The organism is Sphingomonas sp. Root720 (assembly GCF_001428605.1).
Taxonomy (GTDB): Bacteria; Pseudomonadota; Alphaproteobacteria; order Sphingomonadales; family Sphingomonadaceae; genus Rhizorhabdus.
Window position 1 is genome coordinate 93,490 of record NZ_LMID01000012.1, and the last position, 15,798, is coordinate 109,287.

The 15,798-nt window shown below is 67.1% G+C and carries 11 protein-coding genes; 2 read left to right on the top strand and 9 right to left on the bottom strand.

All coding sequences use genetic code 11. The features are described 5' to 3' along the window. Positions 1–5 precede the first annotated feature (5 nt). The 5 genes from ASE22_RS15575 to ASE22_RS15595 form a co-directional block, all read right to left on the bottom strand. Positions 6–1,586: an HD domain-containing protein gene (locus ASE22_RS15575; protein WP_056361569.1), complete on the bottom strand. Its 1,581-nt coding sequence runs from the start codon at positions 1,584–1,586 to the stop codon at positions 6–8. Further along, on the bottom strand, positions 1,583–3,313 hold the full coding sequence (locus ASE22_RS15580) for an amidohydrolase (protein ID WP_235536451.1): 1,731 nt from the start codon (positions 3,311–3,313) through the stop codon (positions 1,583–1,585). The genes ASE22_RS15575 and ASE22_RS15580 overlap by 4 nt, the downstream gene beginning before the upstream one ends. 47 nt (positions 3,314–3,360) lie before the next feature. Continuing rightward, positions 3,361–5,079 (bottom strand): amidohydrolase, encoded by a 1,719-nt coding sequence (locus ASE22_RS15585; RefSeq protein WP_056361574.1) that lies wholly within the window; start codon positions 5,077–5,079, stop codon positions 3,361–3,363. A 79-nt stretch (positions 5,080–5,158) separates the two neighbouring features. After that, positions 5,159–7,504 carry a TonB-dependent receptor gene (locus ASE22_RS15590; protein ID WP_056361577.1) on the bottom strand — a complete coding sequence of 782 codons (2,346 nt, stop codon included), beginning with the start codon at positions 7,502–7,504 and terminating at the stop codon, positions 5,159–5,161. A gap of 124 nt (positions 7,505–7,628) precedes the next feature. Next, positions 7,629–9,038 (bottom strand): aldehyde dehydrogenase family protein, encoded by a 1,410-nt coding sequence (locus ASE22_RS15595; RefSeq protein ID WP_056361580.1) that lies wholly within the window; start codon positions 9,036–9,038, stop codon positions 7,629–7,631. Positions 9,039–9,377: 339 nt separating this feature from the next. Here ASE22_RS15595 and ASE22_RS15600 point away from each other — a divergent pair, with 339 nt between their 5' ends. Continuing rightward, positions 9,378–10,076 carry a TetR/AcrR family transcriptional regulator gene (locus tag ASE22_RS15600; protein WP_056361582.1) on the top strand — a complete coding sequence of 233 codons (699 nt, stop codon included), beginning with the start codon at positions 9,378–9,380 and terminating at the stop codon, positions 10,074–10,076. 40 nt (positions 10,077–10,116) lie between these two features. Here the strand turns inward: ASE22_RS15600 and ASE22_RS15605 are convergent, their stop codons facing one another. The 3 genes from ASE22_RS15605 to ASE22_RS15615 all read right to left on the bottom strand — a co-directional run bounded on the left by ASE22_RS15605 (position 10,117) and on the right by ASE22_RS15615 (position 12,961). Then, positions 10,117–11,040, bottom strand: coding sequence for a VOC family protein (locus ASE22_RS15605; RefSeq protein WP_156397173.1), 924 nt, complete (start codon positions 11,038–11,040; stop codon positions 10,117–10,119). A gap of 68 nt (positions 11,041–11,108) precedes the next feature. Then, positions 11,109–12,065, bottom strand: a complete 957-nt coding sequence (locus tag ASE22_RS15610; protein ID WP_056361588.1) for a 3-carboxyethylcatechol 2,3-dioxygenase — start codon at positions 12,063–12,065, stop codon at positions 11,109–11,111. Beyond that, positions 12,062–12,961, bottom strand: a complete 900-nt coding sequence (locus ASE22_RS15615; protein ID WP_082545359.1) for an alpha/beta fold hydrolase — start codon at positions 12,959–12,961, stop codon at positions 12,062–12,064. Before ASE22_RS15615 ends, ASE22_RS15610 begins: the two co-directional genes overlap by 4 nt. A gap of 165 nt (positions 12,962–13,126) precedes the next feature. Between ASE22_RS15615 and ASE22_RS15620 the strand changes: the two genes are divergently transcribed. Continuing rightward, positions 13,127–13,762 carry a GntR family transcriptional regulator gene (locus ASE22_RS15620; RefSeq protein WP_056361595.1) on the top strand — a complete coding sequence of 212 codons (636 nt, stop codon included), beginning with the start codon at positions 13,127–13,129 and terminating at the stop codon, positions 13,760–13,762. Between the two features lie 96 nt (positions 13,763–13,858). Here ASE22_RS15620 and ASE22_RS15625 read toward each other — a convergent pair whose 3' ends face one another. Then, positions 13,859–15,706: a flavin-containing monooxygenase gene (locus tag ASE22_RS15625; protein ID WP_056362437.1), complete on the bottom strand. Its 1,848-nt coding sequence runs from the start codon at positions 15,704–15,706 to the stop codon at positions 13,859–13,861. Positions 15,707–15,798 lie beyond the last annotated feature (92 nt).

Genomic DNA, 15,798 nt, shown 5'->3' on the forward strand with positions numbered 1-15,798 from the left:
GTCGATCATAAGGCGGCCAACCCCTCGGTCTCGGCCTTCAATTCGCGCAGGAAGGCTTCGAGTTCGGCCTTGCGGCCGGGCAGCAGCGCCTTGCCCGCCGGGGACAGCACCCGGTCCGGAACATTGGCGAGATTGGCTTCGAGCATCTTCGCCATCGCGGGCCCGTCGGGCTGGCCCCCCTGCGGATCGGCCAGCGCCATAACCCGCGCTACGCCGACCGCGCCGAGCCAGTCGAGCGCATCGGCATCGTGCAGGTAGAGTGCCTCTGGCGTCTTCGGATCGCGATCGAACATATGGGTGCGGATCGCCGCGCGGACGGCGTCCAGCTTGCGCTCGGGAAAGCCGCTGCCCTTCAGGATCGTGTCGACGGTGTCGGCGGCGCGGTCGGCATGGTCGACGTCCTTCGCCTCCCATTTCGGGAAGGCGGCCATGTCGTGGAGATAGGCCGCCGCGAACAGTACGTCGTCGTCGAGCACGACGCCGTCGGCGCGCGCCATCTGCCGCGCCAGCACATAGTCGCGCGCGCTGTGCGAATAACCCCAGGCCGGGTTGCGAAACTCGGCCGCCGCCAGCGCGCGCACCGTGGCGCGCCATCCCGCCTCGGCACGGTGCCCGACCGTCGACGCCCGCACCGGTACATGCTCCATCACGCTGTACTTCAGGAAGAAGTCGGCCTGCTTATAGCTCGGGTAGAGCGCGATCATCTGCGCCATCGCTTCGTCGGGCGTCTTCGCCTGTGCGGTCACCTTCAGGAAATCGTCGATATAGCGCACCGATCGATCGAAGATCCGCATGTCGCTCGGGTCGCCATGCCCCGGATAGACGATCGGGTTGAGCGTCGCGTAGCGCGCCTTGATCTTCAGCAGCTCGGCGCGCCAGTTGTTCAGATCCTCGCGGCTGATGTCGTCGCCCATCCAGAAATGGACGCCTTCATAGCCGAAGTCCGACAGGAACAGCGCGTTGAGGTCGGGGCTGTAGACCGTGGTGATATGGGGCGCCTCGGCGCGCATATGATCGGTGTCGAGCTCGAGCGTGCCGCCGCCGGCCATCTCCAGACGGGGTGACGCCAGTACTCCGATGGTGCGCTCATAGTCGAAGCCGTCCGGATGCTCTGCCGTCCTGGGCTTCAGCGCGGGGTCGAGCGGCGGCTCGGCGCCGGTCTCGCCGCCCGTGTCCATGTAGATCGCGTAGCGCTTGATGTCGGCCTTGATGTCCTCGTTCGCGACGACGATGCGCGCGTCGGGGAAGGCCTCGCGGAACACCGCCATGCCGGTGAAATGGTCGGTATGCCCATGGCTGATCAGGATATGCGTCAGCGGCAGCTTCATCGCCTTGATCATGGCGACGAGCTTGCGCGCCTCGGCCGCCTTGCGCTGCACGTCCATGACGACCAGCGAGCGGCCGTTGGAGAAGATGAACGAGTTCACGGTGGCGAAGTCGCCCTTGTAGACCGTGACCGTCAGCTTGTGCCGGGCCGCGGCAGCCGGCGGCGCGGCGGGCAACGCGATAGGCGCCGCCGCCATCGTCGTCAGCAAGGCGAGCGCGCCGGTGCGGAGAGCGGCGCGCACCACCTCGCGGGCCGTCATTTCCCGGCGGCTCCCGAGCGGTCGAACACGACGGCGCCGTCGATATAGGTCTGCTGCACCTTGATCGTGTGGATCTCGGTCGCCGGGATCTTGAACGGGTTCTTGTCGACGACGATGAAGTCGGCGCGCTTGCCCGCCTCGATGCTGCCCAGTTCCTTGTCGAGGCCCATCCGCTTCACCCCGTCGATCGTGAACATCTGGATCGCCTGGGCGACGGTGATCCCCTCGGCCGCGCCGAAGCTCTTCGCGCTGCCGCCGACATTCTGGCGGGTGATCGCGGTCTCGATGCCCAGCCAGGGATCGGGTGCGGGGATGACCGCCCAGTCCGATCCGGCGACGACCAGCGCACCGGCGGCGAAGCCCTCCTTGATCGGCCAGACCCTCTCGATCCGCTTGGCGCCGACCGCCATGGTGATGTCGTCGTTGATCGGCTGCGGGTCCCACAGATAGGGCGAGAATTCGAACGCCGCGTTCAGCGCCTTGCCGCGCGGCATGTCGGCCGGATCGACGAAGGTCATATGCCCGACCTGGTGGATCGGGCCGTTCATGCCGTTTGTCTTGCGGGCATAGGCGATCGCATCGAGCGCGGCGCGCACCGCCGCGTCGCCCGCCGCGTGGAACAGGACGTTCAGGCCCTTGCGGTCCCATTCGGCCATGCGCGGATCGAGTGTCTCGGGGGTAAACAGCAGCAGCCCCTTGGCGGGTGCGTTGGGCTGGCCTGCCTCATAGGGCGCCAGCATCGCGCCGGTGTGGCTTTCGGTCGGTACGCCGTCCGCGAACACCTTTACGCAGGTCGGCTTGAACCGGTCGCGCGTGTAGGTGGGGATTGCCGCGATCGTCGCGTCGAGATCGGGATTCACATGGCCGGCATGGCTATAGGCGATGCACGCCTGGACGTGCTGCTTGAGTTCGCCCTTGTCGTAGAGCGCGGCATAGACCTCTAGATCGTCGCGGAAGGCCATCGCCTCGACATAGCCGGTGATGCCGTAGCCCAGCAGCATGTCGATATTCTTCTTCAGCCCCGCCAGGGTCTGGCTGGCGGGCTGCGGCGGGACATGACGCAGCACCAGATCACGCGCGGTCTCGCGCAGGATGCCGGTCGGCATGCCGGCCGCGTCGCGCTCGATGATGCCGCCCTCGGGGTTCGGCGTGTCCTTGGTGATGCCGGCGACCGCCATCGCCTTCGAATTGACCCACAGGCTGTGGCCGCTGATATCGAACAACAGCGTCGGGCGGTCGCCGGAAGCGGAGTCGAGCGTCGCGGCGGTGATCGGCGTGCCGGTCAGGACCGATGCCTGCCACTGGCCACCCGTCACCCAGTCGCCCTTCACGCCCTTCGCGCAGTCGGCGACCGCGGCGAGGAATTCCTTCGGCGGCAGATCGGGGGAGATGCGGCAGCCGCCCTCGCCGCCCTTTGCCTCCAGCACCGGGTGGACGTGCATGTCGTAGAGCCCCGGCAGCACGGTGCGGCTGGCGAGATCGACCACCGTCGCACCGGGGGCGGCCTTGCGCACCTCGGCATCGCTGCCGACCGCGACGATCCGGCCGTCCTTCACCGCGAAGGCGCTCTTCCAACCGGCCGGCGTATAGACCTGCCCGTTGCTGTAGACGGTCGTCGTCGACGACGCATGCGCGGCCGTCGCGAGCCCCGCGACCGCAGCCGCCGTCATCAGTGCCCGGATCCCCTTACGGATCGCGCCCGAGCCTGAAATCATTCCAGAAACCATGATCGTCTCCCTGGATAGGACCGTCGTCCCGCCGCTGCCGGCAGGCTCTATTTTTGATAGATCAGCTCACCGCCGACATAGCTTTGCGTGACGACGACCTTGTGAAGGTCGGTGGCCGCGATCTTGAAGGGATTGCGGTCGAGGATGATGAAGTCGGCCGCCTTGCCGGCCTCGATCGTGCCGTGGCTGTCGGCATAGCCGAACTGCCGGGCGGCATTGATGGTGAAGATGTCGATCGCTTCCTTGATCGTGATCGCTTCGTTCGGGCCATAGCTCTCGCCCGGCCGCTGGCCGTCGGGCGCCCGGCGCGTCACGAGCGTCTCGATGCCGATCCAGGGATTGGCCGACGGGATCACCGACCAGTCGGAACCGGCTACGACCAAAGCGCCAGAATCCAGCCCCTCGCGCACCGGCCAGACCCGCTTGATCCGCTCGGCTCCGGATGCCTTGATGATGTCGTCGTTGATCGGCGACGGGAACCACAGATAGGGCGAGAATTCGAGCGTCGCCCGAATCGCCTTCGCCCGCTGCATGTCCTCGGGCTGGATGAAGGTCAGGTGGCCGACGTCATGGGTGGGGCCGTTGGGGCCGTTGGCCTTCCGCGCGGCCGCGATCGCGTCGAGCGCGGTGCGCGATGCCTGATCGCCGGCGGCATGAAACTTGACGGTGATACCTTGCTTGTCGAGCCGGGTGACCAGCGGATCGAGCTCCGCCGGCTGCACCAGCAGCAGGCCGCGCTGCGGATCCTTGACCTGGCCATGCTCGTCGGGGGCATAGGGATCGATCAGCGCCGCAGTGTGGCTTTCGGTCGGGACGCCGTCCTCGAACACCTTCACGCAGTCGAGCTTGAACTTGGCCGACGTGTAGCGCGCGCGATCGGCGATGATCTGGTCGAAGCTGCTATTGTCGCCCCAACCGCGCCCGTAGACGAGGCAGCCGCGCACATGCGCCTTGAGCTGGTTGCGCGCGGTCAGCGTCTGATAGGCGCTCAGCCCTTCCGGCGTGACCACCGCATCGACGAGGGTCGTGACCCCGTAGGATACGAGCATGTCGATACCGGTCTTCAACGCCTGGGCATTCTGCTCCGGGGTGGGCGCCGGGATCTTCTGCCGCACCAGCTGCGCGGCGCTTTCGCGCAGCAGGCCGTTGGGTTCGCCCGCCGCATCATGCTCGATGATCCCGCCTTCCGGGTTCGGCGTGGCGCGCGTGATGCCGGCGGCCTTCAGCGCCAGGCTGTTCGCCCATGTGCTGTGGCCGCTGATGTCGGTCAGCGCGACCGGATTGTTCGGGGCGATCCTGTCGAGCATCTGCCGCGTCGGCGAAGCGTCGCCGAAGGAGCTCGCGGCCCAGCGGCCGCCCGAGATCCATTCCCCCGGCTTCGCCGCTTTCACGCAGGCTGCGACGACATCGAAGATCTGCTGGGGCGACGAGCCCTGTTCGAATTTGCACTGCTGGAGCGCGAGCCCCGCGCCGAGCGGATGGACGTGCATGTCGTGGAGACCGGGGATCACCGTCTTGCCGGCGAGATCGACGGTCTTGAAGGCGGGATAGCGCTTCCCGAGCGTGGCGGCGTCGCCGACCGCGGCGATGCGGTCGCCCTGCACCGCGATGGCATCGACCCAGCCCGAGGGCGTGTAGACCTGGCCGCCGGTCAGCAGCATGTCCGCCGCCTGGGCCTGTCCGGAAACGATCAGTCCGATCAGGATCGGCGCAGCCATAGCCACCCGCTGGATCCCCTCGCGGATCGCGGCCGAGCCAGAAACCATGATCGTCTCCTTGTGATGGGGTGGGAAGGAGCCGCGACCGCAACGCGGCGGCCGCGGCTCCCCTCCTGCTTGCGCCTGGTCAGAAGCGGTAGGCGATGGTCGCGCCGAAGGTGCGCGGACGGACGACATAGGACTTGTAGATCGTCGCATTGTTGTTGTCGCGCGCGCGCCGGCCCTGCCAGACGGCCTGGTCGAGCAGGTTGTTGACGAACAGCGACATGTCGATGCCGTTGATGCGGTAGCCCGCGCGCATCGACAGCGCCTTGAGCGCCGGCGCGTTGCTGAGCGTCGGGTCCGAACCGCCGTTGCGCGGATCGATGCCCGGGGTCAGGCTCGACTGGCGCGAACGATAGTCGAAATCGGCGCGCACATAGGAGTCGTGATGCTCGCGCAGCGACAGTTCATACTGGCCGTGCACCGAGACCGTCCACGGCGGCGACGTCACATGGTTGCCCTTGGTCACCAGCGGCACCGTGGCGAGCGGACCGCCGAAGAAGGTGTCGAGGAACTTGGCGTTGGTGTAGCCGACCTCGGCCTGGACGGTGAAATCGTCGGTCAAACGATAATCCAGCTGGAAGTCGAAGCCGCGGCTGCGCGCCGAACCGAGATTGCCGGTGAACTGGAAGCCGCAGCCGCCGAGGCCAACGACCTGCTGGATGTTCTTCCAGTCGATCTGGTAGACGCTGCCCTGGACGCCGAGGCGGCTGGTGCGGGTCTTCAGGCCGACTTCGTAACTCCACACCGAGTCTGACTTGTAGGTCTGCGGACGCCCGTTCGGATAGCCGAGCGGATCGAGGTCCGACGCCTGGCAGGGCGTCCCGACCTGCGGATTATAGCCGCCCGGACGGAATCCCTTCGACGCCGAGGCGTAGACCAGCGTGCTCTGGGTCACCTGGAACTCGGCGCCGAACTTCGGCGTGAACGGCTTTTCCTTCTGGCGACCGACGTCGGTCACCGCCGGGCCGACCACGGGGCCCTGCGCGAAGGAGTTGATGTTGAACTTGGTCTGGCCGTAGCGCAGGCCGACCGTCAGGGTCAGCTGGTCGATCGGCTTGTAGTTGACCTGCCCGAAGGCCGCGAGCTGCTCGTCCTTCGAGCTGGTCGCCTGGTCGTAGATCAGCCGGCCGTTGACGAGCGGCGGGAAGATGCCCTGCAGGAACGGCGCGTACTGGAACAGGAAGGGATCGTCGACCGTCTGGATCGAGGTCTGCTTGGCCTTCTGGTAAAAGCCGCCCACCTGCCAGCTGAGCGGCGATTCGCGATTGGACGAGGCCAGCCGGATTTCGCCGGTGGTGATCTTCTGCGTGTTGACGAAGTTGCTGAAGCCCTGCTGGCCCGGCAGCAGCGGCAAGGTGACGCCGGTGAACAGGCTCTGGTCGAACAGCGTGTAGTCGGACCGGAAGCTCTGCCGGCGATCGAAATAGGAGCCGATCGCCGTCAGGTCGACGCCGGCGAAGCCATATTGGACGTTGAGAGTCGGCAGGTAGAAGCGGTCGCGACCGTTTTCCTGGACCCGGTTGCCGTTGAGGATCTGGCCCTTGTCATAGTCGGAGAACTGCTGGTCGGGCACCGACGGGTCGGCGCGGACATTGTCCCAGGATTCGGGGCTGTCGTTGGTGTAGATGCGCTGATAGGCCAGCGACGGCGTGATCTTCAGTTCCGGGGTCGGTTCCCAGACGAAGGCGATCCGGCCGACATAGCTGTTCTGATAGTTCGCATCGTCGGCGACGACACCCTTGTCCTCGAAGCGGACCCGGTCGACATAGCCGCCGTCGCGGCGATAATAGCCGCTGATGCGCACGCCGAGCTTGTCCTGGATCAGCGGCACGCCGAGCGCGAGGCCGCCCTCGTAGCTGGGGCCGCCATCCTCGGTGAGCGCGAATTCGGTGCGCGCGTAGCCCGACGACTTGGTGGTGCTCGGCTGGGGCGAGATGAAGCGGATCGTGCCGCCCTCGGAGCCCGCGCCGAACAGCGTGCCCTGCGGACCGCGCAGCACTTCGACGCGCTCGAGATCGAAGATCACCGGATAGGCGTTGCCGCCGCTATAGCCGAGCGAGCGGATCTGGATCGGCGTATCGTCGATGTAGACGCCGGTGGTGGCGGCGCCGGCGGTCGAGTTGATACCACGGATCGAGATGTTGGTGGTGGTGTTGGTCGCCTCGAACACGACGCCCGGCGTCTGGCGGATCACGTCGGCGAAGTCGCGGACGCCGCGGCTGTCGAGCTTCTCCTGCGAGAAGGCGCTGACGCTCAGCGGAACCTTGCTCAGCGATTCCGACTGGCGGGTCGCGGTGACGACGATGTCGCCGCTATACTGCTCCGCTTCGACGGGCTGTTCGGTCTGGGCGAGTGCGATGGCGGGAAGCATCAGCGCCGAAAGCGCCACCGATGATTTCGTCCAACCCAGGAAAGCATGCTTCTTCATAAAACCCCCTTCTGTCTGCCTTGATCCGTGGATGATAGGCTTGTCCCTGTCGTCTCCGGCGCCGCTGTGGCGGTCTGCCGGTCCCGGGCGGGGTGGTGGCCCCGCCCTGGCCGTCAATGTCCGGTCACTGGTGGATGACCTGGACGGTGGTGAACTCGGCGAGGCCGAGCTTGCCGAACTCGACGCCGATGCCCGACTGCTTGACGCCGCCGAACGGCGCGTCGGGGCGGACCATCGCGTGGTTGTTGATCCACGCGCTGCCGCATTCGAGCCGGCTGGCGATCGCGACCGCCTTGTCGGTGTCGCTCGACCAGACCGAGCCGCCGAGACCGTTGGGATTGTCGTTGGCGCGGGCGACGGCGTCGTCGAGGTCGGTATAGCGGATGATCGGCAACGCCGGCCCGAACTGCTCCTCGTCGACGATGGCCATGCCTTCCTTGACGTCGGCGAGCAGGGTGACCGGATAGAAGAGGCCGTCGCCCTCGATCGGGGCACCGCCGCACAGCACGCGCGCGCCGCTGGCCTTGGCGGCCTCGACCAGCATCTTGACGCGTTCGAACTGCATCTTGTTCTGGACGGTGCCGAGTTGGCTGTCGGGCGACATGCCGTCGCCGGTCTTCACGTTCCGCGCATAATCGAGCAACCGGTCGCACAGCTCGTCATAGATCGAGTCGTGGACGTAGAGCCGCTTGATCGCGGCGCACACCTGGCCGTTGTTGATGAAGGCGCCCCAGAAAAGCTTCTCCACCGCGCTGTCGAGATCGACGTCGGGCAGGACGATCGCGGCATCGTTGCCGCCCAGTTCCAGGGTCAGCCGCTTCAGCGAGTCCGAGGCGCTCGCCATCACATGCTTGCCGGTACGGGTCGAGCCGGTGAAGACGATCTTGTCGATGTCGGGATGCGAGGAGATCGCGCGCCCGAGATCGTCGGATCCCGCCACCGCGTTGAGCACGCCCGGCGGCAACGCCTGCTGCATCAGCTCGACCATGCGCAGGGTCGCGATCGGGGTGTAGGGCGACGGCTTGATGACCACCGTGTTGCCGGCGCGCAGCGCCGGCATGATGTGCCAAATCGCGATCATCACCGGGAAGTTCCACGGGGTGATCGACGCGACCACGCCGATCGGCTTGCGATAGAGCGCGACCCGGCCCTGGGCGTCGTCCTGGATATATTCGACCGGCAGGTCGAGCGCGGCGGTGTAGCGGGTCCACGCGGCGGCGCCGCCGAGTTCCCATTGCGAACCGAGGCCACTAAGGGTCTTGCCCTGCTCGCGGGTGATCAGCTCGGCGAGCTCGCCCGCATTGGCGTCGAGAATGTCGGCCAGCGCGTTGACCGCCGCCTTGCGATCCGCATCGGGGGTCGCCGCCCAGCCCGGAAAGGCGCGCCGCGCCGCCGCGACCGCGCGATCGAGATCGGCGGAGGTGCCCGCCGGGCACAGCGCGAAGGTACGGCCGTCAGCCGGATTAATCACGTCGAGATGATTGTCGGTCGAAACCGACATGCCGTCGATGATGAGGGGATATGCCTGCGTCATGTTCACCGTTTTTCCAAAACCCTTGCACCCGACCCCGGTAGCGCCGGGACGCACGCTCCCATCGGCCCGAGACATGCTCGACGGCATGCGGCCCAGTAGGGAACTCGAACATTAACCCGTAAATCTTCGACTTAAACCTCAATGGCGACTCGCCGGAGCGAGTACGCCACCGTCCGCCAGAACCAAATCACCCAAATGTCCGGCAGGTTTGCTTGTATGCTGCGATCGTTTCCCGCGTCGCCCCTGCCCTCACCCTGATTTCGTATAAAATCGAATTTCTTCGACTATCTGCAAAACGGGAGGGCTTGTCAACAGGCCGAAAAGCATGGAAACGGGGCCATGATCACGACCGTGAAAAGCCGCCCGCCGGCCCGCAAGGCGACACAGGCCCGGGGCCGCGCCCGGCGGGTGGAATTGCTGGAGGCGGCGCGGGCGATGCTCGGCACGCAGAACCTGCACCAGATCGGCATGATCGCGGTCGCCGAGACCGCCGGCATTCCCGCTTCCTCGGCCTATCATTTCTTTCCCGAGATCGGCGATCTCTGGAAGGAGCTGGCCCGCACCATCGCCACCGCACAGACCGCGCTCGACCAGCGCCTGTCCCGGACCGAGGAATGGGAGGCGGTGGTCGAGCGTTCGCTCGAAAACCACCAGCGCGCGTTCAACGCGGACCGCGCAGCCCGCCAGCTGATGCTCGGCCCGCACACCGCGCCCGAAATCAAGCATGCCGGCTGCAAGGAAGATTTCCGCTTCGGCACAGCGCTGTGGCAGGCGATGCGGCGGCAGTTCGTGCTGCCGGGCCTGGCCGACTCGCGTGAGCTTTTCTTCAAGACGCTGCTGATCGCCGACGTCTTCTTCTCGCTGTCGGTGGCCGAGCAGGATCGGGTCAGCGACGAGGCGCTGGCCGAGGCCAAGCTGGCGACCATCGCCTATCTGCGCGCCTATCTCCCCACCCGGCTGGCCCGCGTCGAGGATGACGGCGATATTCCGCCCCTGCCCGCGACCGAGGCTTGGGGAACGCTGGACTCGTCCATCTGATCAGCGCGCCGGCCGCGCTATGCGGCACCAGGCGCGCTGCTCAACAGGCTTCGTAATTCCTGCCGAAATCGGGCGGCGGGGGACCGTCCGCCGACCACAGGAACATACCCTCCTTCTTGGTCCATTCCTGGGGCGTCCAGTCGAATGCGTCGGGGATGAAATCGATGTCGTGGAAATATTCGGCCATGCCGTTCCATGGATCGCGGAAATAATGGAAATAATTGGAGCCGATCGCGTGCCGGCCCGGTCCCCAGGCATGCTTGTAGCCCTTGGCCTGCAGCTTCAAGGCGCCGAGCGCGGCCTCGTCGATCGACCCCATCTCGAAGCTCGCATGATGGAAGCCCGGCGCGTTCGAGTGGAGCAGCCCCAGCACATGATGGTCGCTGTCGCCGCCGGTGCGCAGGAAGGCGCCATAGTCGTCCTGCAGCGTATCGCTGAGCCGCATGCCGAGCAGCGCGCAGTAGAAACGCGCCTGGCGCGGCACATCGGGGGTGAACAGGATCAGATGGCCCAGCCGGCGCGGCCTGGTGGCGATATCGGGGGTCGGGCAGCCACGTATGCCCGCACGCGGATAATGGCCCGGCCGGTTGACGTCGGGCGCCGCTTCATGGGGCCGCACCTCGGGCTCGGCGGCCTGGACGTTGACGAGGACATGATCGGGATCGTGGAACCACAGCCCCTCGGCCGCGCCCGGATAGGGCGGATCGACCAGCGCGACCCCGGCCGCCTCCAGCCGCCCCTTGATCGCCGCCAGCCCGGCCGCATCGGTGCCGAAGGCGATATGGTGGAATTTGCGGTCGCGTCCCGTCTCGACCAGCACGACCTGGTCCTGGTCGCGGCCGTGGCAGCGCATAGCGACATGGTCGGGCCGATCGATCGTCTCGAGGCCGAACGCCTCGTAGAAGTCCACGCCCGCCTTCAGCGCGGGCACGCCGAGCGCGAAATGCCGAAGCGACCTGATCACCGTGCTGCTCCTCTCCCTGCGGGCCGCCGCATGCGCCGCCCGGTCCTCGATCCACCGTCGGGCGCGGGCTATGCCGCCGCCATATCCGTCGCGGGCGCCGCCGCGGCGATGCCCATTCCCGCGTTCCACTGCGGAATATCGTGATAGAAGATGTGCCGCGCGGCAAATGGTCCCGCCGCAGCCATCGCCGCATAGGCGGCAACCCAGTTGCGCACCTCATGCCCCCCGCAGCCCGCGATACGGGTCAGTTCCTCCTCGCCCAGCCCGTCGAGCATGGCGAGGTCGCCCGCCGCCATGCCGGCCATGAAGGCGCGGTCCCAGCCGGGATTGAGCGGGGTCGCCCGGCCCTCGCCGCGCGCCAGCCGGCGGGCAGCCTCGAAATTGGCCTGCTCGCGCGCGCGGCGCGCCTCGACCGGCGGGTTGCGACCGGCGATCAGCATCTCGGCGACCGGCGGCGGCGCGGTGGCGATGCTGGGAATCGGCGGATCGTGCGACAGTCCGCCCGATCCCAGGATGAGCACCCGCTTGTCCAGCCCCGCCGCCCAGCGCCCCACCGCCTCGCCGAGCGCCCGCACCCGGCGGAAGGACGGCAGCGGCGGGCCGGCGCAATTGACATGGACCGGCAGTACCGGCCAGGCGTCGATCCGTCCGCCGAGCAGCATCAGCAGCTGTGCGAAGCCGTGATCGGCCTGCATCCGGTAGGACAGGGCAACGTCGACATCGGCACCGCGCACCGCGCGGACGCAGTCGAGCGCAAGGTCTTCCGGAATGTCGAAATCGCCGCCGCCGATATCATAGTCGCCGATCGCGGTGGCGCGGATGCCGACCGTGAAGGGCGGCAGCATGTCGTAGAAGAAGCCCTTGAAATGATCGGGCGCGAACTGGACCACCAGTTCGGGATCATAGGCGCGCACCTCCTCCGCCAGCGCCGCGAAATGGGCGCGGACCGCCCGGTCGACGGCCGGATCGGCATCGACATGGTCCATCAGCGGCGTGTGCGACGCGCAGATCAGGCGCACCGTCATCCCGCGGACACCGATCGGGCCGCGACGCCCGCCCCCGCATGGCGGGCGAGGAAGGCGAGATGGAGCGCGTTGAACGCGTCCGCCTTCTCCCATTGCGGCCAGTGGGCGCAGTCGTCCATCACCACCAGCGGCTCGGCGCGGGGGATGGCGGCGACGAAGCGCTCGCCGGTCGCAACCGGGGCGGTCGGGTCATGGTCGGTCCAGATCACCAGGGTGGGCGCGGCGATGCGCGACAGGCTCTCGTCGGTCAGCACGTTGCGCATGCGGACGTCCATGTGCTGCAGGCAAAGGATATGCTCCATCGCCGCGACGAAACCGGGCTGGGTATAGATGCGGTAGCGCAGTTCGACGAGGTCGTCGGTCACCCGCGACGGATCGTTCATCAGCCATTCGAGCCGGGCGCGCACGGTGGCGGGGCTCGCCTCGGCCACCGCCTTCATCGTGACGTCGTAGACCCGCCGCATCACCGCCGGATCGGTGTTGAGACCGCCGGCGGTATTGAGCGTCAGGGTCGCGACCCGGTCGGGATGGTCGATCGCGAACTGGGCGACGATCCAGCCGCCCAGCGACTCGCCATGGAGATGCGCGCGGGCGATCCCCATCGCATCGCAGAAGTCGAGCAGATGGCGGACATAATGGCGGATCTCGTAATCATGGGCGGGCTTGGACGAGAAGCCGTGCCCGATCATGTCGAGCGCGACGGTGCGATGATGGTCGGCGTGAGGCAGCAGATTCCGCGTGAAGGCCTCGAGATGGCCGCCGGTGCCATGGACGAAGATCACCGCCTCGTCGGCATCGCGGTCCCCCGCCTCGACATAGCGGGTGTGTACGCCGCCCGCATCGACATGGTCGAGACGGATCCTGCCCGCCGCCAGTTCCGGCCACAGAAAAGCCATTGGCATCCCCTTCCTCTCGTCCACATACTAGCATGCAAGCATTCATTGTAAAGTATGCTGTCGGTGGCGAACGTCCTGCGGTGGCCATTCTCCGGCGATAGCGACTTGATCGGGACGGCGGACTCGTTAGGCGTGACGCGCTTGCATGCTGGAAGAAGGACGGTCGTGAGCAAGAACAACCAGATCTACGACCTCATCGTCGAGGGCCTCGTCACCGCGCGCTATGCCTTTGGCGACCGCCTGCTGGTCAAGGAACTGGCAATGGAGACGGGCGCCAGCCGCCAGCCGATCATGTCGGCGCTCAACCGGCTCAGCGCCGACGGATTCGTTCGCATTATCCCGCAGGTCGGCTGCCAGGTCATCGACCCGACCCGCGACGAGATCGCCGACTTCTTCCTGATGTTCCAGCGCATGGAGGGATTGTTCGCCGAACTGGCGGCGCGGCGCCGCACCGACGCCCAGATCACCGCGCTCCGCCGCCTCCAGCAACGGCTGATCGCGATCGGCCAAACCGGCGACGCGGCCGCCCATGCGGAGATCAATCGCGAGTTCCATCTGCTGGTGCACGAGATGGCCTGCTCGCCGATGCTCGGCGAGAAGCAGCGCAGCAACTTCAACATGTGCGATTTCTTCATCACCCATTCGGCGGGGTTCGAGGCGTTCATGTCGGACGCGGTGCACGAGCATGAGCCGATCATCGACGCGATCGAGCGCCAGGAACCCGAGCGCGCCCGGCTGGTCGCGACGGCGCATCTCGCCGCCGTCGGAAGCGCGGTGCTGGCGGGGCTCACGGGCCGCTGACGCTTCTCGCATTCACCGCTTCCGTGTCGAACACGGTCGGGGACTGTTCCCCTTAGCCGCCGTCCCTCGACCCCGGACGAGCGGAAACGCCCGATCCTACTCGGCCGCCTGGACCCGGTCGGCCGGGCCGATCACCCGGCCGTCCTCGAAGCTGATCACGCAGTCGCCATCGATCCCGCCCGCGCGCCAGGCGGCGATGATCCGCTCATATTCGAGCGGGCCCCCGCCGAACGTGCCACCGACGTAGGTCGGCCGCTCGCGGAAGCGGCCCTCGTTGTTGAGAAAACCCGGCGTGCAGTCCTCGTAGAACTGGTCATGGTCGACATGCGCGGTCGCCATCGCCGCCAGCCAGCGCGCTTCGGCGTCGCGCGTCACCTCCAGGCTGCGGATGCCGCGCGTCAGGCACGCTCGGATGAGTTCGACCGCATGGCTCGCCTGCATATCGAGCGTGTGGGTGAAGTTGAAGGCAGTCGTGCCCTGCGCGGTCCCGCCGACGATGTGCAGGTTCGGGAAGCCGTTCATCTGCGTCCCGTGCAGGGTGCGCGCGCCATTCGCCCATTTGCGGTCGATGTCGATCCCGTCGCGGCCGACCAGATCATATCCGCCCACCTTGTGCGGCGGTGCGCCGACATCGAAGCCTGTCGCGAAGACGATACAGTCGACCCGATGTTCGCGCCCCGCCGCGACCACACCCCGCGCGGTGATCGCCTCGACGCCCTTGCCGCCGGTGTCGACCAGCACGACATTGGGACGGTTGAGCGCCTGCAGGAATTCGTCGCTGTAGAGCGGGCGCTTGCACAGATAATTATACCAGGGCTTCACCGCTTCGGCGACCGCCGGATCGCGAACGATCTCATCCACGCGCGCGCGGATCTCGTCCATCTTCGCATAGTCTATCCCCTGGACGATCGCGTGCGGATCGTCGGCCGATCCGCTTTCCGCCCGCGCCCTCATCCGGGCGCCGATCCGCTTCCAGAAGTCGGTCCAGCCGTCGCCGACCATGTCGACCGGCTGCGCCTGGCCGGTGATGATCGACAGGAAATTGTTCATCCGCTCGCGCTGCCACCCCCTGGGCTGCGCCTTGAACCAGGCGAGGTCGGTCGGCGCATTGTCGCGCGCGTCGACCGCCGACGGGGTGCGCTGGAACAACAGCAGGCTTTCGGCATGCTCGGCGAGCCGGGGAACGATCTGGACCGCGGTGGCGCCGGTGCCGATCACCGCGACGCTCTTGCCGGCGAGTCCGCTCTGCCCCCCGCTCGCGTCGCCGCCGGTATAGCGATAGTCCCAGCGGCTGCTGTGGAAGATGCGGCCTTCGAAATCGCGGATGCCGGGCAGGCGCGGCAGCTTGACCTTGGCGAGCGGCCCCTGCGCCACGGCGACGAAGCGGGCGCGGAGCAGATCGCCCCGGTCGGTCGTGACCTGCCAGCGCGCCGACGCATCGTCCCACACGATCCGATCGACCTTGGTCTGGAACAACGCCCGATCGTAGAGGCGGTAATGCCGCCCGATCGCGCGGCAATGCTCGAAGATCTCGCCGCCGGTCGCATAGCGCTCGCGCGGGACGGTGCCGACCTCCTCGAGCAGCGGCATGTAGATATAGGATTCGATGTCGCAGCGGACGCCGGGATATCGGTTCCAGTACCAGGTACCTCCGAAGTCGCCGCCCTGCTCGACGACCAGGAAATCGTCGATCCCGGCGTCGGTGAGCTTGGCAGCGGTCAGCAGCCCGCCAAAGCCGCCGCCGATCACCGCGACATCGACCTCGCGCTCGACCGGATCGCGAACCAGCGGCGATTCGACATGGGGGTCGCGGACGAAATCCTCATACTCGCCCGCCGCATCGACATATTGCGCCTCGCCGTCGGCGCGCAGCCGCTTGTCGCGCTCGGCCAGATAGCGGGCGCGCAAGGGATCGGAAGCGTGCGGTGCGGCGGGTCCGGTCATCATCATCCCCTCGGCTGGCCGCTTGCAGCGGCTCTGCATCTCGTGGCTTCATGGGGCGAAACCTCTTGAGCCCCGTCACCGGCCATCATATG